Origin of the sequence: Agromyces albus, assembly GCF_004134825.1 — a bacterium.
Taxonomy (GTDB): Bacteria; Actinomycetota; Actinomycetes; order Actinomycetales; family Microbacteriaceae; genus Agromyces; species Agromyces albus.
The window spans coordinates 14,718-34,110 of record NZ_SDPN01000003.1 but is presented as its reverse complement, the minus strand read 5'-3'; the positions used below and the strand labels follow the sequence as shown (position 1 = coordinate 34,110).

At 67.6% G+C, this 19,393-nt stretch carries 19 protein-coding genes; 13 read left to right on the top strand and 6 right to left on the bottom strand.

Translation table 11 applies throughout. From position 1 onward, the window contains the following. Nucleotides 1-42: 42 nt before the first annotated feature. From ESP51_RS02470 to ESP51_RS02460, 3 genes are all read right to left on the bottom strand, one after another. Entirely contained in the window at nucleotides 43-2,145 is a 2,103-nt protein-coding gene (locus ESP51_RS02470) for a beta-galactosidase (RefSeq protein ID WP_129519311.1), read from the bottom strand. Between the two features lie 117 nt (nucleotides 2,146-2,262). After that, a complete protein-coding gene (locus ESP51_RS02465) occupies nucleotides 2,263-3,315 on the bottom strand; it encodes a LacI family DNA-binding transcriptional regulator (RefSeq protein WP_164990362.1) in 1,053 nt (350 codons plus the stop codon). Between the two features lie 84 nt (nucleotides 3,316-3,399). After that, nucleotides 3,400-4,692, bottom strand: a complete 1,293-nt coding sequence (locus tag ESP51_RS02460) for an isochorismate synthase (RefSeq protein WP_129519309.1) — start codon at nucleotides 4,690-4,692, stop codon at nucleotides 3,400-3,402. A 99-nt stretch (nucleotides 4,693-4,791) separates the two neighbouring features. Between ESP51_RS02460 and ESP51_RS02455 the strand changes: the two genes are divergently transcribed. The 12 genes from ESP51_RS02455 to ESP51_RS02400 all read left to right on the top strand — a co-directional run bounded on the left by ESP51_RS02455 (nucleotide 4,792) and on the right by ESP51_RS02400 (nucleotide 16,153). Further along, on the top strand, nucleotides 4,792-5,499 hold the full coding sequence (locus tag ESP51_RS02455; RefSeq protein ID WP_241842933.1) for a demethylmenaquinone methyltransferase: 708 nt from the start codon (nucleotides 4,792-4,794) through the stop codon (nucleotides 5,497-5,499). Nucleotides 5,500-5,543: 44 nt separating this feature from the next. Next, nucleotides 5,544-6,665: a polyprenyl synthetase family protein gene (locus tag ESP51_RS02450; protein ID WP_129519308.1), complete on the top strand. Its 1,122-nt coding sequence runs from the start codon at nucleotides 5,544-5,546 to the stop codon at nucleotides 6,663-6,665. Continuing rightward, nucleotides 6,665-8,041 (top strand): FAD-dependent oxidoreductase, encoded by a 1,377-nt coding sequence (locus tag ESP51_RS02445; protein ID WP_129519307.1) that lies wholly within the window; start codon nucleotides 6,665-6,667, stop codon nucleotides 8,039-8,041. The genes ESP51_RS02450 and ESP51_RS02445 overlap by 1 nt, the downstream gene beginning before the upstream one ends. Before the next feature lie 29 nt (nucleotides 8,042-8,070). Continuing rightward, the gene (locus tag ESP51_RS02440) at nucleotides 8,071-8,724 is read left to right on the top strand and encodes a prepilin peptidase (protein WP_129519306.1); all 654 of its coding nucleotides are present in this window, start codon (nucleotides 8,071-8,073) and stop codon (nucleotides 8,722-8,724) included. 201 nt (nucleotides 8,725-8,925) lie between these two features. Then, complete coding sequence (locus ESP51_RS02435) at nucleotides 8,926-9,126, top strand: Flp family type IVb pilin (RefSeq protein ID WP_129519305.1); 201 nt, start codon at nucleotides 8,926-8,928, stop codon at nucleotides 9,124-9,126. 76 nt (nucleotides 9,127-9,202) lie between these two features. After that, nucleotides 9,203-9,601, top strand: coding sequence for a TadE/TadG family type IV pilus assembly protein (locus tag ESP51_RS02430; RefSeq protein ID WP_129519304.1), 399 nt, complete (start codon nucleotides 9,203-9,205; stop codon nucleotides 9,599-9,601). Next, a complete protein-coding gene (locus tag ESP51_RS02425; protein WP_129519303.1) occupies nucleotides 9,592-10,635 on the top strand; it encodes a TadE/TadG family type IV pilus assembly protein in 1,044 nt (347 codons plus the stop codon). Before ESP51_RS02430 ends, ESP51_RS02425 begins: the two co-directional genes overlap by 10 nt. Before the next feature lie 57 nt (nucleotides 10,636-10,692). Then, the gene (gene cpaB / locus ESP51_RS02420; RefSeq protein ID WP_129519302.1) at nucleotides 10,693-11,451 is read left to right on the top strand and encodes a Flp pilus assembly protein CpaB; all 759 of its coding nucleotides are present in this window, start codon (nucleotides 10,693-10,695) and stop codon (nucleotides 11,449-11,451) included. Beyond that, on the top strand, nucleotides 11,448-12,818 hold the full coding sequence (locus ESP51_RS02415) for a CpaE/TadZ family protein (RefSeq protein ID WP_129519301.1): 1,371 nt from the start codon (nucleotides 11,448-11,450) through the stop codon (nucleotides 12,816-12,818). The genes cpaB and ESP51_RS02415 overlap by 4 nt, the downstream gene beginning before the upstream one ends. After that, a complete protein-coding gene (locus tag ESP51_RS02410; protein WP_129519300.1) occupies nucleotides 12,805-14,310 on the top strand; it encodes a TadA family conjugal transfer-associated ATPase in 1,506 nt (501 codons plus the stop codon). Before ESP51_RS02415 ends, ESP51_RS02410 begins: the two co-directional genes overlap by 14 nt. Continuing rightward, nucleotides 14,307-15,263, top strand: coding sequence for a type II secretion system F family protein (locus ESP51_RS02405; protein ID WP_129519299.1), 957 nt, complete (start codon nucleotides 14,307-14,309; stop codon nucleotides 15,261-15,263). The genes ESP51_RS02410 and ESP51_RS02405 overlap by 4 nt, the downstream gene beginning before the upstream one ends. Continuing rightward, nucleotides 15,263-16,153: a type II secretion system F family protein gene (locus ESP51_RS02400; RefSeq protein ID WP_129519298.1), complete on the top strand. Its 891-nt coding sequence runs from the start codon at nucleotides 15,263-15,265 to the stop codon at nucleotides 16,151-16,153. The genes ESP51_RS02405 and ESP51_RS02400 overlap by 1 nt, the downstream gene beginning before the upstream one ends. 18 nt (nucleotides 16,154-16,171) lie before the next feature. Here the strand turns inward: ESP51_RS02400 and ESP51_RS02395 are convergent, their stop codons facing one another. Both ESP51_RS02395 and ESP51_RS02390 read right to left on the bottom strand, forming a co-directional pair. Beyond that, nucleotides 16,172-16,984, bottom strand: coding sequence for an HTTM domain-containing protein (locus ESP51_RS02395; RefSeq protein ID WP_129519297.1), 813 nt, complete (start codon nucleotides 16,982-16,984; stop codon nucleotides 16,172-16,174). Further along, on the bottom strand, nucleotides 16,975-17,283 hold the full coding sequence (locus ESP51_RS02390) for a hypothetical protein (protein ID WP_129519296.1): 309 nt from the start codon (nucleotides 17,281-17,283) through the stop codon (nucleotides 16,975-16,977). The genes ESP51_RS02395 and ESP51_RS02390 overlap by 10 nt, the downstream gene beginning before the upstream one ends. Before the next feature lie 314 nt (nucleotides 17,284-17,597). Between ESP51_RS02390 and ESP51_RS02385 the strand changes: the two genes are divergently transcribed. Beyond that, nucleotides 17,598-18,698, top strand: coding sequence for a hypothetical protein (locus ESP51_RS02385; RefSeq protein ID WP_129519295.1), 1,101 nt, complete (start codon nucleotides 17,598-17,600; stop codon nucleotides 18,696-18,698). Between the two features lie 178 nt (nucleotides 18,699-18,876). On the opposite strand, the gene ESP51_RS02380 is transcribed toward ESP51_RS02385, so the two are convergent. Beyond that, complete coding sequence (locus tag ESP51_RS02380; protein WP_129519294.1) at nucleotides 18,877-19,365, bottom strand: YajQ family cyclic di-GMP-binding protein; 489 nt, start codon at nucleotides 19,363-19,365, stop codon at nucleotides 18,877-18,879. Between the last annotated feature and the right edge of the window lie 28 nt (nucleotides 19,366-19,393).

The window sequence follows — 19,393 nt, the reverse complement described above, 5'->3', positions numbered from 1 at the left end:
TCCTTCTCTCGTGAAGACCGGAGACGTGTCGTCCCGGTCGTCTCACCCATCGATGAGGGTCTGCGTCGACCATGCGGCGAGGGGGAGTTCAGTGCCGGCCGCATGTGCTGCGGCGGTGACGGCGTCGACGACGGGACGCGCGAGCGTGACCGACGACTCGTTCCAGCTCCAGTTGAAGACGAACGAGGCTCGGCGGCCGTCGGGGAGCGTGCCGGACGAGATCGTCACGGCGGGGCCGCGCTGCTGCGCCAGACCGTCGGCGATGGGCTCGGGAACCGCCCAGCGCACGAGATCGGCGGCGAACGTCGGCGATGGGACGCAGCCGACCACCGTGATCCGCCCCTCGCCGTGGTCGTTCGTCGTGACGGCGGGGAAGTCCGAGAACCGGGGGTGGCGGTATCGCGCGAGCACCTCTGCGCCGTCGCTGATGAGGCCGTCGGCCCAGAGGGCGGCTGCGGCATCCGTCGATACCGACAGGCTGCCCTCACCCGTGACGGCGACGCGCTGCTGGAGGTTCGAGAACTCCTCGTAGTGCACGCCCGCCGCTTCGTACAGGCGGTCGGGTGCGATCGCGACTCGGGCGCGGGCCTCGTCGTCGCCGTATCCCGTGCGGACGCCGATCACGAGGTGCCCGCCTGCCGCGGCGTACTCGCGAAGAAGGTCGAGGTCGTCATCGGATGCCGCATAGAAGCCCGGCGCGATGAGCACCGGGAAGCGAGCGGCGAGCTCGGCGGCCCCGAGCCCATGGGCCTGGCCGGTGTGCAGGATGCGCGATTGCGCGCCCGCGTCGATGACCCCGCGGTGGAAGGCGTCGATGATGCGTGCGTACGACGCACGGTCGGGTGCGCCCTGCTCGGTCGGGAACGGCGGGAAGAACTCGAGCGCGAACCGGCTGTCGGTCGACCACAGGATCGCGACATCCGCGTCGGGCTCGAACCCGTCGAGCTGCTCGCCGATGGCCGCGAGATCGGCGCCGAGCTCGGACAGCTCGGCGTAGACCCGGCCGGGAACGAGGCTGTGCGGCAGGACGCCGCCCCAGTAGGTCTCGGTGCCGTATGGGAGCGTGTGCCAGTGCCAGTACTCGATCATCGCGGCACCGCGCGACACGAACGCGAGGGCGGACTGCTTGAGCTGGCCGGGGTAGGGCGGCAGGTTGAAGTCGGACCCGCCGATCGACTGCGCGTCGGTCTCGGTGACGAGGAATCGCGACTGCTTCGAGGAGAAGATCCGGTCGGCCTGGCGGAAGAGTCCGGCCACGCCCGAGGTCGTCCAGTCCGTCACCGCGTCGAGGTCGAGCTCGGCGTCGAGGTGGTCCTGCATCGCGTAGTACGGATTTCCCGCGGTGATGTCGAGGGCGGCCACGAGCGCTTCGTCGTCGACCGCGGGGCGCGGATAGGCGATGCACGTGGTGACGAACTGCTCGTCGTTCGCGTACTCGCGCACGATGCCGGCCTGCCAGGCGATGAACTCGGTCGTGAGGTCGGCCTGGTACCGGCGCCACGCGAGGTCGTACTGGGGGAGCGTGTTGCCATCGGGCGTCCAGAGATCCGACCAGTCGCTGAGCCGGTGCGACCAGTAGGTGAGGCCCCATTCGCGGTTGAGGGTGTCGACGTCGCCGTACTTCGCCTTGAGGCGACGCACGAACCGCTGGAACGAGCCGCGGTTGTGGAAGAGCAGCATGCCCGGCTCGTTGTCGACCTGGAAGCCGATCACAGCAGGGTGGTCGGCGTAGCGGGCGACGACGGCACGGATGACCCGCTCGGCGTGGAAGAGGAACGCCGGATGCGAGTAGTCGACCTCTTGGCGCGCGCCCCAGGGCACGGGCTCGCCGGTGCGGCGCTCGGCGGCGATCTCGGGATACGCGGTCTGCAGCCACGGCGGGACCGCGTAGGTCGGAGTGCCGAGGATGACGGCGATGCCTCGCTCGTGCGCCCCGTCGAGTACCGGTTGCAGCCAGTCGAGGTCGAACTCGTTGTCACGCGGCTCCCACGTCGACCACACCGACTCGCCGACCCGGATGACCGAGAACTTCGCGTCCTTCATGAGGTCGAGGTCTTTCGCCGTACGTTCCTCGCGGTGGTACTCGGCGTAGTAGGCGGCGCCGAAGAGGATGCGGGTGGGCTGGTACGGCGGGGTCGCTTCCATGCGTGCGGTGAACTCCGTTGTCTCGCTCGTCGTTTGCCATCAAGGGCGGTTGCGAGGAAAGCTACCCGTCTTTGTTACCGGTAACAAGCCCCCGTGATGAATTCGTTGCCCAAAACGTCACGTGGGCGGGCGGCTCGTCGATTCCCGCACCATGAGCTCGATCGTGAGCGGCGGCGGCGGCGAAGCCGACGGCCCCTCGATGAGTCGAAGCAGCCGGTGGAACGACGCGCGCCCCTGGGTGTCGAAGTCGAGCCGCACCGTCGTGAGCGGCGGCTGGAAGTACGCCGCCTCGGGAATGTCGTCGAATCCGGTGACGCTGACGTCGTCGGGAACACGGATCCCCCGCCGCTTCAACGACAGCATCGCACCGAGCGCCATCTGGTCGTTCGAGACGACGACCGCCGTGACCCCGAGTGCTGCCGAGATCTGTTCCGCCGCCGCGAAGCCCGACGCCGACGACCAGTCCCCGTGTGCGGTCCCGAGTGAGGTGAGCCCGTGTTCGGCGAGGGCTCGCGCGTACGACAGTTCGCGGTTGCGAGCCGAGACCCATCCGGGCGGACCGGCGATGTGGAAGAAGCGCGTGTGGCCGAGGCCCACGAGGTGGTCGACGACCGCACGGAAACCACGGAAGTTGAGGCTCGTCGGGTGCCCGCCGACGAGGTCGTCATCCTCGACTTCGATGAGGGTGGGCATCGGGAAGTCCCTCGAGACGAAGGCCTCGGTCATGACATCCGTCGAGGAGAAGGCGATGAGCCCTGCGATGTCCTGCTGCGTGATGAGGGTCAGTGCCTGCTGCACGGCGCTCGCGTCCTCGACGTCGAGGGAGACGATGTCGAGCAGGTAGCCCGCCTCGCGTGCGGCCGCGGATGCCCCCTGCATGATCTTGCTCGGGCCGACTTGCGAGATCTCATGTGTGAGCGCACCGACCCGGTGCGAACGGTTGGTCGCGAGCGTTCGCGCCGTCATGTTGGGTCGATAGTCGAGGCTCTCGAGCGCACGCTCCACGCGCTCCCGGGTCTCGGGCCGGATGCCGGCGAAGCCCTTCAGATGCCGACTCACGGTCTGGTGGGAGACCCCCGCGACACGCGCCACGTCGTAGATCGTGGCCGGTCGCTCGGCACGAGAACTCGAGGGAAACGCGGCGTTCTCCGCCGCCTTCGCGTCGCTCACAGACACTCCTCCCGCACGCCTCACTCGCGGTTCGGCGTTCGTCGGTAGGACTCTACCCCCAGCTTCGAGCATATGGAGGAATCCTCAGCCGCCGAATGCCTCCACGATCGGCCGGAACTTCATGACGGTCTCGGCGAGCTCGTCGGCGGGCACCGAATCGTGGACTATGCCGCAACCGGCATATGCCGTGACGGTTCCGTCGCCGTCGACCTGCGCGCACCGCAACGCGATCGCCCATTCGCCGTCTCCGTCGCCGTCGATCCAGCCCACGGGGCCCGCGTAGCGCCCGCGATCGAAGCCCTCGAGCTCCGCGATCACCGGGAGTGCGACCCTGCGCGGCGTGCCGGCGACGGCCGCGGTCGGGTGCACCGCGCGCACGAGGTCGAGCGCGCTCGATCCGTCGCCGAGCGTGCCCTTCAGGTCGGTCGCGAGGTGCCAGAGGTTCGGCAGCTGCAGGGTGAACGGCTCGGGGCTCGTGTCGAGACGAGCGGTGTGCGGTGCGAGCCGCTTCACGGCGCTCGCGACGGCGAGGGCGTGTTCGGCGCGGTCCTTCGCTGACGCGGCGAGGGCTACAGCGCGTTCGCGATCGGATGCCTCGCCCGCGCCGCGCGAGGTCGTGCCGGCCAGCACGCGGGCCGAGACGGTGCCGTGGTCGACGCGCACGAGCGTCTCGGGGCTCGCGCCGATGAGGCCGTCGACAGCGAACACCCACGTGTCGGGGTAGTCCTCGGCGAGGCGGTTGATGGTCGCGCGAAGGCCGTCCTCCTCGTGCAGCTCGCCGACGAGCTGCCGGGCGAGCACGACCTTCTCGAGCTCGCCGGCGTCGATGCGGCGCACGGCCTCGGCGACGGCCGCCTCATATTCCGCTGGGGGCACGGATCCCGGTGCGAACGTGACGCGCGGCACGCGACGCTTCGGCGTGGGCTCGGGGATCTCGAGGGGAACGGATGCCGCGGCATCCGCTGCCTCGTCGTCGCCCGTCGCGAGCGAGATGCGGGTGACCCACGCGCGCCCGTCGCGACGGCCGAGCACGAGCTCGGGCACCACGAGCACGCTCGTCGCCTCGGACTCGTCGGCGAATGCGAACGCGCCGAACGCCACGAGCCCCGTGCCGGGAAGCCCCACGCGGTCGTCGATGTCGGCCAGCGCGGAGAGCTCGGTCCACGCGGCGGCGGCGTCCTCGACGCGAGTGGCGCCGCTCGACTCGATGCGGAGCGTCTCGCCGAGGCCCACGATGCCCTCGCCGCGTCGCATCCAGAGCAACGGATGCCGCGGGTCGGCCCGGGGGATCAGCGGAGCGAGCTCATCGACCGGCTCGGTACGCACGACGAGGCGTGCAGGAGCGGCGTGCCGCGGCGGGGCATCCGTGTGGTTCACCGCACCAGCCTACGTCCGCCATCTGCGGCCCTCCTCAACCCGCAGCTTCGCACCCTCCCCGGCCCGCAGCCTCGCGGCATCCGACCGTAGACTCGAAGGATGATGCGCGCAGACCTCGGCAAGGAGCCCGAGCAGGTGTCGGCGATGTTCGATCGGGTCGCGGCCCGGTACGACCGCACGAACACGGTGCTCTCGGTCGGCAATGCACCGCTCTGGCGCGTCGCCACGACGCGGGCGGTCGCGCCGAAGGCGGGGGAGCGCATCCTCGACGTCGCGGCGGGCACGGGCACGTCGAGCGCGAGCCTCGCGAAGTCCGGGGCATCCGTCGTCGCCGCCGACTTCTCGCCGGGCATGATCGAGGTCGGCCGCCGCCGGCAGGCGCAGGTGCCGAATCTCGTCTTCGTCGAAGCGGATGCCACGAAGCTCCCGTTCGGCGACGACGAGTTCGATGCCGTCACGATCTCGTTCGGCCTGCGCAACGTCAACGACCCGAAGAAGGCCCTCGCCGAGTTCTTCCGCGTCACGAAGCCGGGCGGTCGCCTCGTCGTCTGCGAGTTCTCGCACCCGCCGGTCGGTGTCGTGCGGGCCGGCTACCACGCCTACCAGCGCTACGTCATGCCCTCGCTCGTGAAGCTCTCGAGCTCGAACGACGACGCCTACGAGTACCTCAACGAGTCCATCAACGCGTGGCCCGACCAGCGCGCGCTCGCCGCCTGGATCCGCGAGGCCGGTTACACGGATGTCGCGTGGCGCAACCTCACCCTCGGCGTCGTCGCGCTGCACCGAGGCCGCAAGCCCGCCGCCTGACACCGCGCGACATCCGCTCGAAACCTCACCGGTAGGCTGGGGACGTGAATCCGAGCCACCCGGTCGCCCGTCGAGGCTCTTCGCTCGCTGCGAACCTCGGCCTGAGCGAGCGCGTCTTCGCCACGTCAGCCGATCGCGCCATGGCGAAGGCGATCGACGACGGGCTCGATCGGGTCGAGTCGGGGCTCGAACGCGAGGTGCGCTTCGCCGATTCGATCGCCGACGTCTCGACGCGCTACCTGTTCGAGGCGGGCGGCAAGCGCGTTCGCCCGATGCTCACCCTGCTCACGGCGCAGCTCGGCGCCGGCGTCACCGACGACGTCGTCACCGCGGCCCAGGCGATCGAGATCACGCACCTCGCGAGCCTCTATCACGACGACGTCATGGACGAGGCCGACCGACGCCGGGGCGTGCCGAGCGCGCAGACCGTTTGGGGCAATTCGGTCGCGATCCTCACCGGAGACCTGCTGTTCGCGCGCGCCAGCCAGCTCATGGCGAGCCTCGGCGAGGGCGCCATCCGACTGCAGGCCAACACGTTCGAACGCCTCGTGCTCGGCCAGCTGCACGAGACCGTGGGCCCGGCCGACGGCGAAGACCCGATCGCGCACTACATCCAGGTGCTCGCCGACAAGACCGGCTCGCTCATCGCCGCCGCCGCCCAGGCCGGCATCATCTTCTCGGGCGCCGACCCCGCGTTCGAGGCGCCCATCATCGCCTTCGGTGAGAAGATCGGCGTCGCCTTCCAGCTCGTCGACGACGTCATCGACCTCTCGCCGCAGCCCGCCGAGACCGGCAAGGTTCCCGGCACCGACCTGCGTGCCGGTGTGGTCACGCTGCCGCTGCTGAGGTTGTCAGAGCACGCGAAGTCGGATGCCGCATCCGCCGCCCTCCTCGAACGCATCGAGCGAGACGTCGTCATCGTGACCGACCCGACCGCCCCCGAGGCGATCGACACCAACACCCAGGCGTCGCGCATCGTGCCGTCGCGAGAGACCGTCGACGCGATCGTCGCCGAGCTCCGCGAGCACGAGGCCACCCGCGCTACGCTCGCTGAGGCGCACCGTTGGGCGCGCGAGGCCGTCGCGGCGCTCGCCCCGCTGCCCGAGGGCAGCGTGAAGAAGGCGCTCACGCGCTTTGCGGAAACGATCGTGGAGAGACAGAGCTAGTGAAGAACAAGTTGAGACTGGCGATCGTCGGAGCCGGCCCCGCCGGCATCTACGCCGCCGACATCCTGCTGAAGGCCGAGCGCCACTTCGACGTCTCGATCGACCTGTTCGATCACCTTCCGGCGCCCTACGGGCTCGTGCGCTACGGCGTCGCCCCCGACCACCCGCGCATCAAGGGCATCATCACGGCACTCCGCGAGGTGCTCGACCGTGGCGACATCCGCATCTTCGGAAATGTGCGCTTCGGCGAAGACATCACGCTCGACGACCTGAAGAAGCACTACAACGCGGTGATCTTCGCGACCGGCGCGGTGCGCGATGCCTCACTGCGCATCCCCGGGCACGACCTCGACGGATCCTACGGCGCGGCCGACTTCGTGAGCTGGTTCGACGGGCACCCCGACGTGCCGCGCACGTGGCCGCTCGAGGCCCGTCAAGCTGCCGTCATCGGCAACGGCAACGTGGCGCTCGACGTGTCGCGCATCCTCGCGAAGCACGTCGAAGACCTCATGCCCACCGAGATCCCGGCGAACGTCGCGGCCGGTCTCGCCGCCTCGCCCATCACCGACGTTCACGTGTTCGGCCGGCGCGGTCCCACCTCGGTGAAGTTCACGCCGCTCGAGCTGCGCGAGCTCGGCGAGCTGCGCGACGTCGACATGATCCTCTACGACGAGGACTTCGACTATGACGACGCGGCGCGCGCTGCGGTGGCCGGCAACAAGCAGGTCTTCGTGATCGACAAGGTGCTGAACCAGTGGCGCCAGCGCGAGGTCGGCACGGCGTCGCGACGCCTGCACCTGCACTTCTTCGCGAAGCCGCTCGAGATCGTCGACGACGGCACCGGGCGCGTGGGCGCGTTCCGCTGGGAACGCACCGCGCCCGACGGCGAGGGCGGCGTGGTCGGCACCGGCGAGATCCGCGAGCTGCCCGTGCAGGCCGTCTACCGGGCGGTGGGCTACTTCGGCACGCCGCTGCCGGGCATCCCGTTCGACAAGGACTTCGGCGTGATCCCGAACCATGAGGGCCAAGTGCTCATCCATGACCAGGAGACGGGCGACAGCCGGCAGATGTACGGCGTCTACGCCACGGGGTGGATCAAGCGCGGGCCGGTGGGGCTCATCGGGCACACGAAGTCCGACGCCATGGAGACCATCCGCCACGTCATCAACGACCTCGGCAATTGGTGGCGGCCCGAGTCGCCCTCAGAGGAGTCGGTGATCGAGATGCTCGAGTCGCGCGGCATCCGCTACACCGATCTCGACGGCTGGCACCGCCTCGACGAGCACGAGAAGTCGCTCGGCGCGGCCGAGGGTCGCATGCGCGTCAAGGTCGTTCCGCGCGACGAGATGGTCGACCTCTCGCGCGGCGAGGCGTAGCGCCACCGCTTCCCGCTACGCTGCACACCATGCCGCTCGCGACCGAGATCACCGTCGTGCTCGCGGTCGTCCTCGGCGCCGCCCTCGGCTGGTGGCCGCTCTCCGACTGGGCTCGCCGGTCGATGCTGGGCGAGCGGATGCCGCAGCAGCGCACGGTGCGCATCGTCGCCGCCGCGACGACCGCCGTGATCTTCGGCGCGCTCGCGTTGCGCTTCGGCCCCACGCTGACCCTGGCGCCGCTGCTCGCATTCGCGGCCGCCACGACGGTGCTCTCGATCGTGGATCTCGCCGAGAAACGCCTGCCCAACGCGGTCGTCTTTCCGGCCCTCCTGGCCGTCGGAGTGCTCCTCATGGCCGCAACTGCCGCGACGGGCGAGTGGCTGTCCCCCATCTTCGCCATTGCCGGGGCGGCCGCGATGTTCGCGGTCTACTTGCTGCTCGCGATCATCTCGCCGTCGTCGATGGGCATGGGCGACGTGAAGCTCGCACTCCTCGTCGGACTGCTGGTCGGCTGGTTCGGGCTCACGGCGTGGCTCGTCGGGCTGCTCGCTGCATTCGTTGTCGGCGGCGTGATCGCACTGGTCGCGCTGATTCTGCGCCGAGTGACGCTGCGCGGGTCGATCCCGTTCGGGCCGTCGATGCTCGTGGGGGCGTTGCTGGCGGTGCTGTTCGTCGGGCCGTAGCCGGCACAACCCGGGGCGGGAAACCGGATGCCGCGCCGAGGGCCAGCCCCAAGAAGGTGAGGATCCCCCGAAATGGGGTGAGCGGGCCCGGTTCGATCACGGGTATACCTGCAACTACCTGCTGCACCGATGCGGCGACTGCATTACCTCCTGTACCCGCAGGAGCCGTGCGGTGTTTCCTGCTACCCGAAGGAATTTGAAATGCTCAAGGCATACTCGCGCGCTCGCGCGCTGATCAACTCCGTCCGCACCGAAGAGGAAGGCGCGAACGCGGTTGAGTACGCGCTCGTGCTCGGCCTCGTCGCCATCGCGCTGGTTGTCGCCGCAATCGGCCTCACCCCCATCCTGACCACCTTCGTCGCCGAGATCGGCACGTGGATGGACGCTCAGGGCGTGAGCTGAGCCATCGCATCAAGCGATTCAGCGGGGTTCGGGATGCCAGTCATCCCGAACCCCCTCATCAGTAGGGGTGGACGGTATGCGTTCTCGTGAGCGTTCTCTGAAGGAGCGGGGAGCCGCTGCCGTCGAGTTCGCCCTGGTCTTCCCGATGGTGATCATGCTCCTGCTCACGGTGGTCGAATTCTCGCGGCTCTGGAACATCCAGGCCACATTGACGGACGCAGCCGGTATCGCAGCCCGCTATGCGGGGATCCATCATGAGGAGCCGAGCGTCATCGCAGACGCGATCGAGAAAGCCAAGATTCCCGGCCTCGTCGATTGGTCGACTGCGACGATCGACGTCGCGGCGGATTGCGCGGGCGGCGGTGAGGCGACAGCGTTCATCAGCGTGTCTCCCGGCTCGATCACGACGTGGTTCACCACGGCCATCGGGAGCCCCGTCGAACTGAATGCAACAGGGAGGATGCCATGCCGATGATGGCGAAACACTTCATGCGCCTCGTCCGCGACGAGCGGGGCGCGAACGCCGTGCTCATCACATTCCTCCTCATTCCGATGATGGGCTTCGGCGCACTTGCGTTCGACGTCTCGGCACAACATGCCGAGCGAACACAGCTGCAGCTCGGCGCCGATGCCGCCGCACTCGCGGTGGCACGGTCATGCGGCATAGACGAGACGACATGTGCTGGAACTGCGCAGACAGTGGCGGATGGGTTCGTGGCCGGAAACGGCGGCACCTTCCCCGGAGCCGCAGAAGCACCCGTGATCGATTTCGGGAAACGGCAGGCGACGGTCACGACCGCAGCCGATTTTCCCCACTTCTTCGCCTCGCTGATCGACGGTGACGGCGACCCGAGTCACACGAGGGTTGCCGCACGAGCGACCGCCGAGTGGGAGGAGGGCACCGCAGCCACCGTCGTGCCGTTCGCAATCGGCGAGTGTTCGGTGCCGAGCGGAACCGGTTCGGTGGAATTCATCCCCATCGACAACGATCCGTGTTCAGGGTCTGTTCCCGGCGGATTCGGCTGGCTCGACGACGGAACGGATTCCTGCATCAAGGACGTCACACTCGGTGATTTCACAACGATCACCACCGGTAACACCGGCAAATGTGACCTCACGGATGCTGAGCTGGCGTCTGCCGCAGCCCAGATCGGATGTTCACTCTCGTCGCTCCCAGGCAAGCCCAAGTCCAACGTAGAGAAGCTGTTCGCCTGCTTTGTCGGTCGCACGATCCTCGTTCCGGTCTACTCGCTCGCGAGCGAATGTGAAGGTACTCCACCCGCTGGGAAGTCGTACTGCATCTCGAAGTTCGCTGCATTCGACATCATCGGCATCCACGTGAAAGTGAACGGAAGTGATCAGGTCGATGCATGCGAATCCGGGGAGACCTGCCATCTTCCAAAGGACTGGGGCTCGCTCGGATTCGAAGGGCGGTTCATCAGTTATGTGACCCCCGAAGACTCCTGGGTGCTTGGTCCCCCCAATCCCGTCATCCTTCTCATCGAGTGATCCCGGCCCGGCGCCCTAAGCCGCCACACTGACCATCCAGAGCAACTAGGACCCGACATGAAAACCAGAATCATCGGCGCGATCGTCGCCGTCATCCTTGCCGCTGTCGGCGCCTTCGTCCTCGTCACTTATGTGCGCGCCGCAGATGCTCGCGCCGCGGACGGCGCTGAACTCACCGATGTGTACATCGTGGAGGAGCTGATCCCCAAGGGGGCGACCGGCGAATCCGTCGAAGAGTTCGTGAGGGTGGACACCGTTCCGCAGCGCAACCTCGTCGATGGCGCCGTCGCCGATCTCGCCGATCTCGTCGGCCTCGTCGCCGAAGCGGACATTCTCCCTGGGGAGCAACTCGCCGAAGCGCGCTTCCTCGATCCGGCAGATTTGGCCGCTCGCGGCGAAACCCCGATCCCAGCAGGAATGCAGATCATCTCATTCACGCTCCCGGCTGACCGCGTCGTCGGTGGGCAGGTGCGAGCCGGCGACCACATCGGCCTCGTGGGAACCGTCGATCCCGACGAACCCGGCGAGGAGGAGGACGTGATCAACCCGATCACCAACTTCGCGTTCCACGGCGTGCTCGTCACGAAGGTGCAAGGCGTCGTCACGCCCGACCCCGAGTCGGAGGAAGTCTCGGAGCAGGGATCGCAGGACAGCATCATGGTGACGATCGCTCTCACGGCACATGACGTCGAGCGCTGGGTGTGGTTCACCGAGGGGGAGTCGGCCAATTACGCGCAGATGTGGCTCACGCTCGAGAATGAGCAGACCGACAACAGTGGCTCCAGCCCTGTCGACGGAAGCAACGCCTGGCAATGAATCCCTTCCTGCTCGTGAGCCGTTCCGCCGAATACGAGTCCCGTCTCCGGGCACTACTCGGCGGCCGGCTCACGGTCATCACCGGCGAGTTCCTCACATTCGGCGTCGACGCGGTGATGGAACGTGTCGAGGGAACACCGCGGATCGCCCTGCTCGGGCCGGTACTGAATTTTGAGGAGACGCGCGGGCTCTTGAAGGAGCTCACCGAGCGACACCCCGACATCGGCCTGGTCGTCGTGCGCGAGCAACGGTCCGACCTCGAGGACTGGGTCGACGAGTTGTCGCTCCACGCCGTCCTGAGCCCGTTGGCCACTGATGAGACCACCATCGAACTCATCAGACGGCTCTCCGCGTGGCTCGTTGTCAACGGGCGCGCCGACGAGCAGGACTTCGCGATGCCGATCGAGGAAGAGACCGGCGAGGCATCCGACGATCTGCTGGCTGCGCTGGTGAGCGGGGCGGCAGCCCAGACGATCTCCGACGTCGACGTTGACGAGGATCTCGTGCTCGAACTCGAACGCGATCTCGACTCGCTCACCCAGACGGAACCCGAGCAGGAATGGGAGTTCCCGCCGCTCGAATCCGGGGTGCGAAGCGAGGCGATTGCTGTAGTGGCGCCGAAGGGCGGCCAAGGCAAGACGACGATCGCGATCAATCTGGCCACCGGTCTCGCCGAGATCGCGCCCAACTCGGTCGTGCTCGTCGACGCGGATCTTCAGTTCGGCGATATCACGGCGGCACTGGGGCTCACTCCCGAGCGCACGATCGTCGAGGCCGCTGGAGCCGCTGCCGCCGACGAACTGGTGCTGAAGACGGCCTTGACCCATCACGCCGACGGCTTCTTCGTCGTCGCGAGCGCTCCGTCACCTGAGGCCGGAGACGCGATCGCCGCCGCGGCGCTCGCCGTACTCATCGGGCGGCTGCGGACGACCTTTCGGTACGTCATCGTCGACACCACGCCCGGCCTTGGCGAACACACGCTCGCACTCCTCGAAAACGTGACCGACGCGATCTTCGTGACGAACATGAGCGTGCCCAGCCTGAGGGCGATGCGTACGGAGTTCGAGTTGCTCCGCCGGCTGGCACTCACGCCGGCGAATCGCCACATCATCCTGAACCAGACCGATCGTCAGAGTGGTCTGACGACCCGCGATGTGGAGAACATCATCGGCGCGCCGGTCGACGTCGAGGTGCCTCGATCCTCGGCTGTGCTCCTGGCGAGCAATCGGGGCGTTCCGCTCATTCACGACGATGTCCGCGACCCGGCTTCAAAGGCGATTCGTTCCCTCGTGATGCGGATCGCACCCGACGCCCAGCCCAAGCGCGCCCGGATCCACAGAAGGAGGCGTTCGAATGAATCTGAGTGAACGACTGAATGCGATCCGCAGTCCACAGCTCGTTCCCACCGAGGTGGAACCGCCGGTCCTGCCTGCCGGCGACTCGACGGCCGATGTCGCACCGAACCCCCCGATGACTGACGCTCCGACCGAATCGTTGTTCCAAACGCCGCCGGTCGCGCCACTCGCTCCCGTCGCCCATCCGATGTCAAAGCCGGCTGCGCAGGCGGACCCACTCGCCGCAGTGAAGGAAAAGGCCGCCCAGGAGCTGTTCGCTCGCATCGGCACGCGCCTCAGCGACGCGAGTCTCACCGAGGAGCAACTGCACGCGATAGCCCGGTCCGAGCTTGCTGAGATCGTCGCGGGCGAACAGCTCGCCCTCTCGACGGCGGAACGCAACCGGCTGATCGACGACATCGGCGCAGACGTGCTCGGGTACGGCCCGCTGGAACCGCTGCTCGCCGACCCGACCATCACCGAGATCATGGTCAACCGATTCGACCAGCTCTACGTCGAGCGCAACGGTCGGCTCACGGAGACGCACCACCGGTTCACCGGCGAGCCGCAGTTGCGCCGCGTGATCGAGCGCATCGTGTCGCGGGTCGGCCGACGCATCGACGAGTCGTCCCCGCTCGTGGACGCCCGCCTCCAAGACGGGTCGCGCGTCAACGCGATCATCCCGCCGCTCGCCGTGAACGGTTCGTCGCTGACGATCCGCAAGTTCGCGGCGACCCCGTATACGGTCGAAGACCTCGTGAACTTCGGCACACTGACCCGAGAAGTCGCCACGGTGCTCGATGCGGCCGTGCGAGCCAAGCTGAACATCCTGGTCTCCGGGGGCACTGGCACAGGCAAGACGACGATGCTGAATGTGCTGTCCGGGTTCATCCCGAGCGATGAGCGCATCATCACCATCGAAGATGCCGTGGAGCTCCAGCTTCAGCAGGAACACGTCGTGCGCCTCGAGTCGCGTCCGCCGAACATCGAGGGTCGCGGTGAGATCACGATCCGCGATCTCGTGCGCAACTCGCTCCGAATGAGGCCGGACCGTATCGTCGTCGGCGAGGTTCGTGGCCCGGAGAGCCTCGACATGCTGCAGGCGATGAACACGGGTCACGAAGGATCGATCTCCACGCTCCACGCCAACTCCCCGCGCGACGCCATCAGCCGGATGGAGACGCTCGTGCTCATGGCCGGTATGGACCTGCCCCTCAGGGCGATCCGCGAGCAGATCTCATCAGCCATCGACCTCATCGTCCAGATCACGCGCCATAAGGACGGCGCTCGCCGCGTCACCCACATCACCGAGGTCCACGGCATGGAGGGCGAGATCATCACCCTCCAGGACGCGTTCACCTTCGACTACTCGGCCGGTTACGACGAGGACGGTCGGCTTCGCGGGCGTATCGAGCCGACGGGCGTGCGACCCCGTTTCGCCGAAAAGGTCGCCGATCACGGCATTCCGCTGCCGGTGTCGCTGTTCCAGACGAATGTCCGGGGGATACTCGGAGAGATCCGATGAACCCCGCGACCCTCGTCGCCGGCCTGGCTATCGCCATGCTCGCCGCATTCGTACTGGTGTTCTTCGTGCTCGCCCCACCCGCACCGCGGGTCGCCTCGGATCGTCGGCGCGCGCCCGGCGTCGAACACGTCTCGGCGCTCTCAAGAGCGGCTGAGCGCACGACCGCCGCGGTCGAGAATGCGGTCTCGAAGCGGTCGCGCCGCGCATTCGGGCCTGAGGAGCTCGAGCTGGCCGGGATCAAGACCGAGCCCGGCGGATTCCTCGTGCTGATCGGATCAGCGGCGAGCGTCTTCGCTCTTGTCGGCGTACTCCTGGGGCTCTCCAATGGAACCTCCTTCGTCTGGGCCATCGTGCTTGCGATCTTCGCGCCCGTCGGTGCGAAGATCCTCGTGATCCTTCGCACCTCGAAGCGGCGAGAGAGATTCGCCGAGCAGATCGACGACACCGTGCAGCTCGTCGCGGGTGGCCTCCGGGCGGGGCATGGGCTTTCGCGCACCGTCTCCGCGGCCGCGAGCGACACGGATGCTCCCATGAGCGAAGAGCTTGCCCGCGTCGTCAATGAGACGCGCCTCGGGCGCAGCCTTGCCGACTCGCTCGCCGTCACCGCCCAGCGCATGCGCAGCGACGACTTCGAATGGGTCGCACAAGCCATCGCCATCAACCAGGAGACCGGCGGCAACCTCGCCGAAGTGCTCGACCGGGTCGGCAAGACGATCCGCGAACGTAACGAGATCCGCCGGCAGGTGAAGGCGTTGAGCGCCGAGGGACGGCTGTCGGCCATCGTCCTCATCGCGCTGCCGATCGTGATCTTCTTCGTGCTGCTGATCCTGCGGCCGACGTACTTCGCCGCGTTCTTCCTGAACCCGATCGGAGTGCTTGCCCTCATCGCGGCCGTCGTGCTCCTCATCGTCGGGTCGATCTGGGTCACCTTCGCGGTACGAGTGAGGTTCTGATGAGTCCCTTGTTGCTCGCATACGCCGGGATCGCACTGACCGCACTCGGGCTGGGCGTCTTCGTGTTCGTGCTCTTCCCCGGCAACCGTGTCGCTGAGGAACCTGTCGCTGAGATTCATCCGACACTCGGTCCGGTGCAGCGATCGAGCCTCGGCGCAACGCTCGTTGAGGCGGCGCCGCACGGCTACACGGGCTGGCTCGAGAAGCAGATCGCTTTCGCCGGGCGTCCGATCGGCTGGTCGCCCTCGAAGATCGTCACCTGGAAGCTCGTGCTCACCGCGGTGGGCGGGTTGTTCGGGCTCATGTTCGTCCTCGTCGGCGGACCCCACCCCCTGAAGATCCTGTTGGCACTCGCGGGTACCCTTCTCCTCTTCTTCCTCCCCGACGGTCTGATCAACAGCCGGGCGCACGATCGTCAAGAGGCGATGAAGCGCGCGTTGCCCGACACCCTCGACCAGATGACGATCGCGGTCGAGGCCGGCCTCGGGTTCGACGGCGCGATGGCGAAGGCCGCTCGCAACGGACGCGGCCCGCTCGCCGAGGAGCTCATCCGGGTGCTGCAGGACATGTCGATCGGCCGCACCCGCCGCGAGTCGTTCGGCGAGCTCGAACGTCGTACGAACTCAGAAGACCTTCGACGCTTCATCCGAGCCGTGATCCAGGCGGATGCGTACGGAGTCGCGATCGGTGACGTCTTGCGGGTTCAGGCCGGCGAGATGCGCCTCAAGCGCCGACAGCGCGCGGAAGAGCAGGCGATGAAGGTCTCGGTGAAGATCATCTTCCCGCTGGTGTTCTGCCTGATGCCGGTGCTCTTCATCGTGCTCCTGACGCCGGCGGTGATCGGCGCTCTCGACTCGTTCAGCGGATTCGGCCCATTGGGCGGTCGCTGAGAGCCCGTCGTCGCCTGGTTACTCAGCACTGGTCGCACGGGTGGTCACCGCGCTGCCGACGCCGCGCCGCACGTCTCGAAGGCGAGGCCGGAACAGGAAGAGCGGATAGAGCGAGACGCACGTAATGGCGAACGCGAGCAACGCGAGCGTGTCGTGATCCATCAGCACGACGATGGAGAAGTGCAACCCCAGCCCGAGGAGGATCGCGACCCTCCGGGAGCTTGGAAACCACAGGGCCACGGCAATGACGAGCTCGACGACGATCGTCATGACCGCCGCGATGGCGTAGGTCTGCCACGGCAGCTCGATCCACACCCAACTGGAGAGGGGCACGCCCGAGATGAACCACACGTTGATCTTGCTGAGCCCCGAGAAGAGATAGAGCACCGAGAGCTGGCTCATCATGAGCAGTTGCGGCCACCACGGGACTGACGGTCGCCCGGAAATGGGCCGGATCGACCAGGCCGTACCGGCCTTCGCGAAGACGAGGTACGCCATGAGGAGCGTCGCCAGCAGTCGGTGACTGCTGTACGTCTGCTGGTCCCAGAGCAGGATCGCGATGCCCAGGACGACTGAGACGATCGCCGCCTGCTCGGTGTACCAGCCGATGGTGACAGCGACGGCGGCCCCGATGGTGAGGACGATGAGCACCGTCAACCAGGGCAGCGTCGGTGCCGGGACGCCTGGCAACACCGGCATGGCGAGTTTGCCGCCAGAGATCGCGGCGAGTATGTCGTACGCCTCGATCGAGGTGAGGACAGTGGCGAGCCCCAGACCGACGCGTGCGATCGCGACAGGCCGAGGATCGGTCCGGATTTCGGTCAGTCGCATTCCACCGTCCGTTCCCGGTCCGATTGCTCTACACGCACTCGGACCGCATCCGGAACGGCGTCACACACGGTTTCGGGGAGCGTCGCCACCCAATCGATCTCCGGACGCAGCTCTCCGACGAGTTGCAGGGCGTCTTCGAAGGAGGACTCGACGCCCTCGCTGTCGATGACGGTCACACCGACACCCCCGAGTCCCGAGTACATCTGGAACCCGAACCGTTGCGGAGGCGGAAGCAGGAGTGCCACGGTGGGAACGGCGACCTGGATCGCGATCACCAGCAGCACTGCGAGACCACCCAAGCGGGCGCCGCGCCCGCCAGGTGCGCGTGGGCGCGGCGAGTCGTCTCCGGCTATTGCGGCAGGGTCGTCAGATGGCGGCTGCACATCCCAACCCTAGGCTCGGCACCGCCCCGTACCTACGCCCGCGTTAGAGGGACTCGCGCTGGCTCGCCGGCATCCCGCGCAGGAGGAGCGTGTTCGCGTGGAGGCACCGCGTTCAGTGTCTCCCGTGGAATAGCGTCACTCCTCCTCAACCGCGCCACCAGTTCGCGAATGCACACGTCCCAGCTCGCCCCGGCGGATCCGCAGACCTCGGCGCGCGCATGCTCGGCGGCATGAACAATCCGCTGCCGGCCGACGACCACGGCCTCATCCTGTTCGGAAATGTGCGAGCGCTCGGACGCCAGTCAGAGCTCTACTCAGCGGTCGCCGCCGGCACGATCGAGCGCGTGCGACGTGGCGTGTATCGCAACGTCATCGCGGCGGTCGATACCGAGGCGGATGCCCCTGCTGGCGCCGAGGCGGATCGACTGGCGTACCTCACCGTCGTCCGCGCCGCCGCACGGGCGTTCACCGCACCGGTGTTCACGAGTTACTCCGCCGCGGCCCTCAAGGGCCTGCCGGTCATCGGCTCCTGGCCAAGCGAGGTGTTCGTGTTGTCACGCGATCCGCAGGGCAGTCGGCGCAAGGGCGTCGTCACCGTCGCTCGAACCCGCGACGTCGAGATCGTGATGGTCGACGGTTGCGCGGTGACAGCCGTCGAATTCACCCTGCTACAGCTCGCGCGACACGCGCCGCTCGTCGCAGCCTTGACGGCGACGGATGCCGCGCTCCACGTTCCTCGCTTCGGCGGCGCCCCACCCAAGACCTCACTCGAACGGCTCCACGCAGAACACGAACGGTTGAAGCCGTACCCCCGGAGCCAGCGGGCGGACGCGGTGCTGCAGCGTGCGACGACGCTCGCCGATACGCCCCTCGAGACCGGGAGCCGCCTCCTCATCGAGGAGCTCGGATTCGCGCAGCCCGAGCTGCAGCACGAGCTCTGGTTGCCGGAGCTCGGCAAACGGGCGTTCCTCGACTTCTACTGGCCGGAGGTCAATGTGGGCGCGGAAGCTGACGGGCGCGGGAAGTATCGGTCTGCGCTGGCTCGGCGGGATGCGACGGGGTCGTCGAACGGCATGGGATCTCCGCAGCGGTGGCCCGCGTCCAGCGCTGAGACGGAAGTCGCGGCCGCTGCCGCTCTCGCGGCCGCCGCAGCGGCGAAACGTGCGGCCGATCTCGTGATCGGCGAGAAGGACCGTGAGAACGCGATCCGTCGTCAGGTCGCAGGGTTCGATCGGTGGGACTGGGGCGAGATGATCGACAAGGATCCCGTGGCGGCGCGCCTGGCCGCGCTCGGAGTGCCGCGAGTGCGTCGTCGCATCATCCTGAGCTGAGGGCCGGCGGCATCGCGGCATCCGATCGCTGAGTGGCCGCGTTTCGCAGGAGGCACCGAATTCGGTCACTCCGGCGGAACGCCACCCTCTGCCGCGGAGTGGAGGCGGCGGCGCAGAGACGGGAGAGCGGAGCGCGGGGAGTCGCGTCGCCGGGGGACCGGGGGACGAGTGGTCTCGCTCAGCGGAAGTTCACGAACTGCAGCGCGACGTCGAGGTCTTTGCCCTTCAGGAGCGCCATCGTCGCCTGCAGGTCGTCGCGGCTCTTCGATGAGACGCGCAGCTCGTCGCCCTGGATCTGGCTCTTCACGCTCTTCGGCGCCTCGTCGCGGATGATCTTGTTGATCTTCTTCGCGTTCTCGGAGTCGATGCCGGCCTTCATCGTGGTCTCGATGCGGTATTCCTTGCCCGAGGCGAAGGGCTCGCCGGCGTCGAGCGAACGCAGCGAGATGCCGCGCTTGATGAGCTTCGCCTCGTAGACCTCGAGGATCGCCTTCGCGCGCTCTTCGCTGTTGGCCTTGATCAGCACCTTGTCGCCGGACTGCTCGATCGACGCGCCCACGTTCTTGAAGTCGTAGCGCTGCGCGACCTCTTTCTGCGCCTGGTGGAGCGCGTTGTCGGCCTCCATCTGGTCGACCTTGGAAACGATGTCGAACGTTGAATCTGCCATGCCGCCAAGTGTAACGACGAGCGGATGC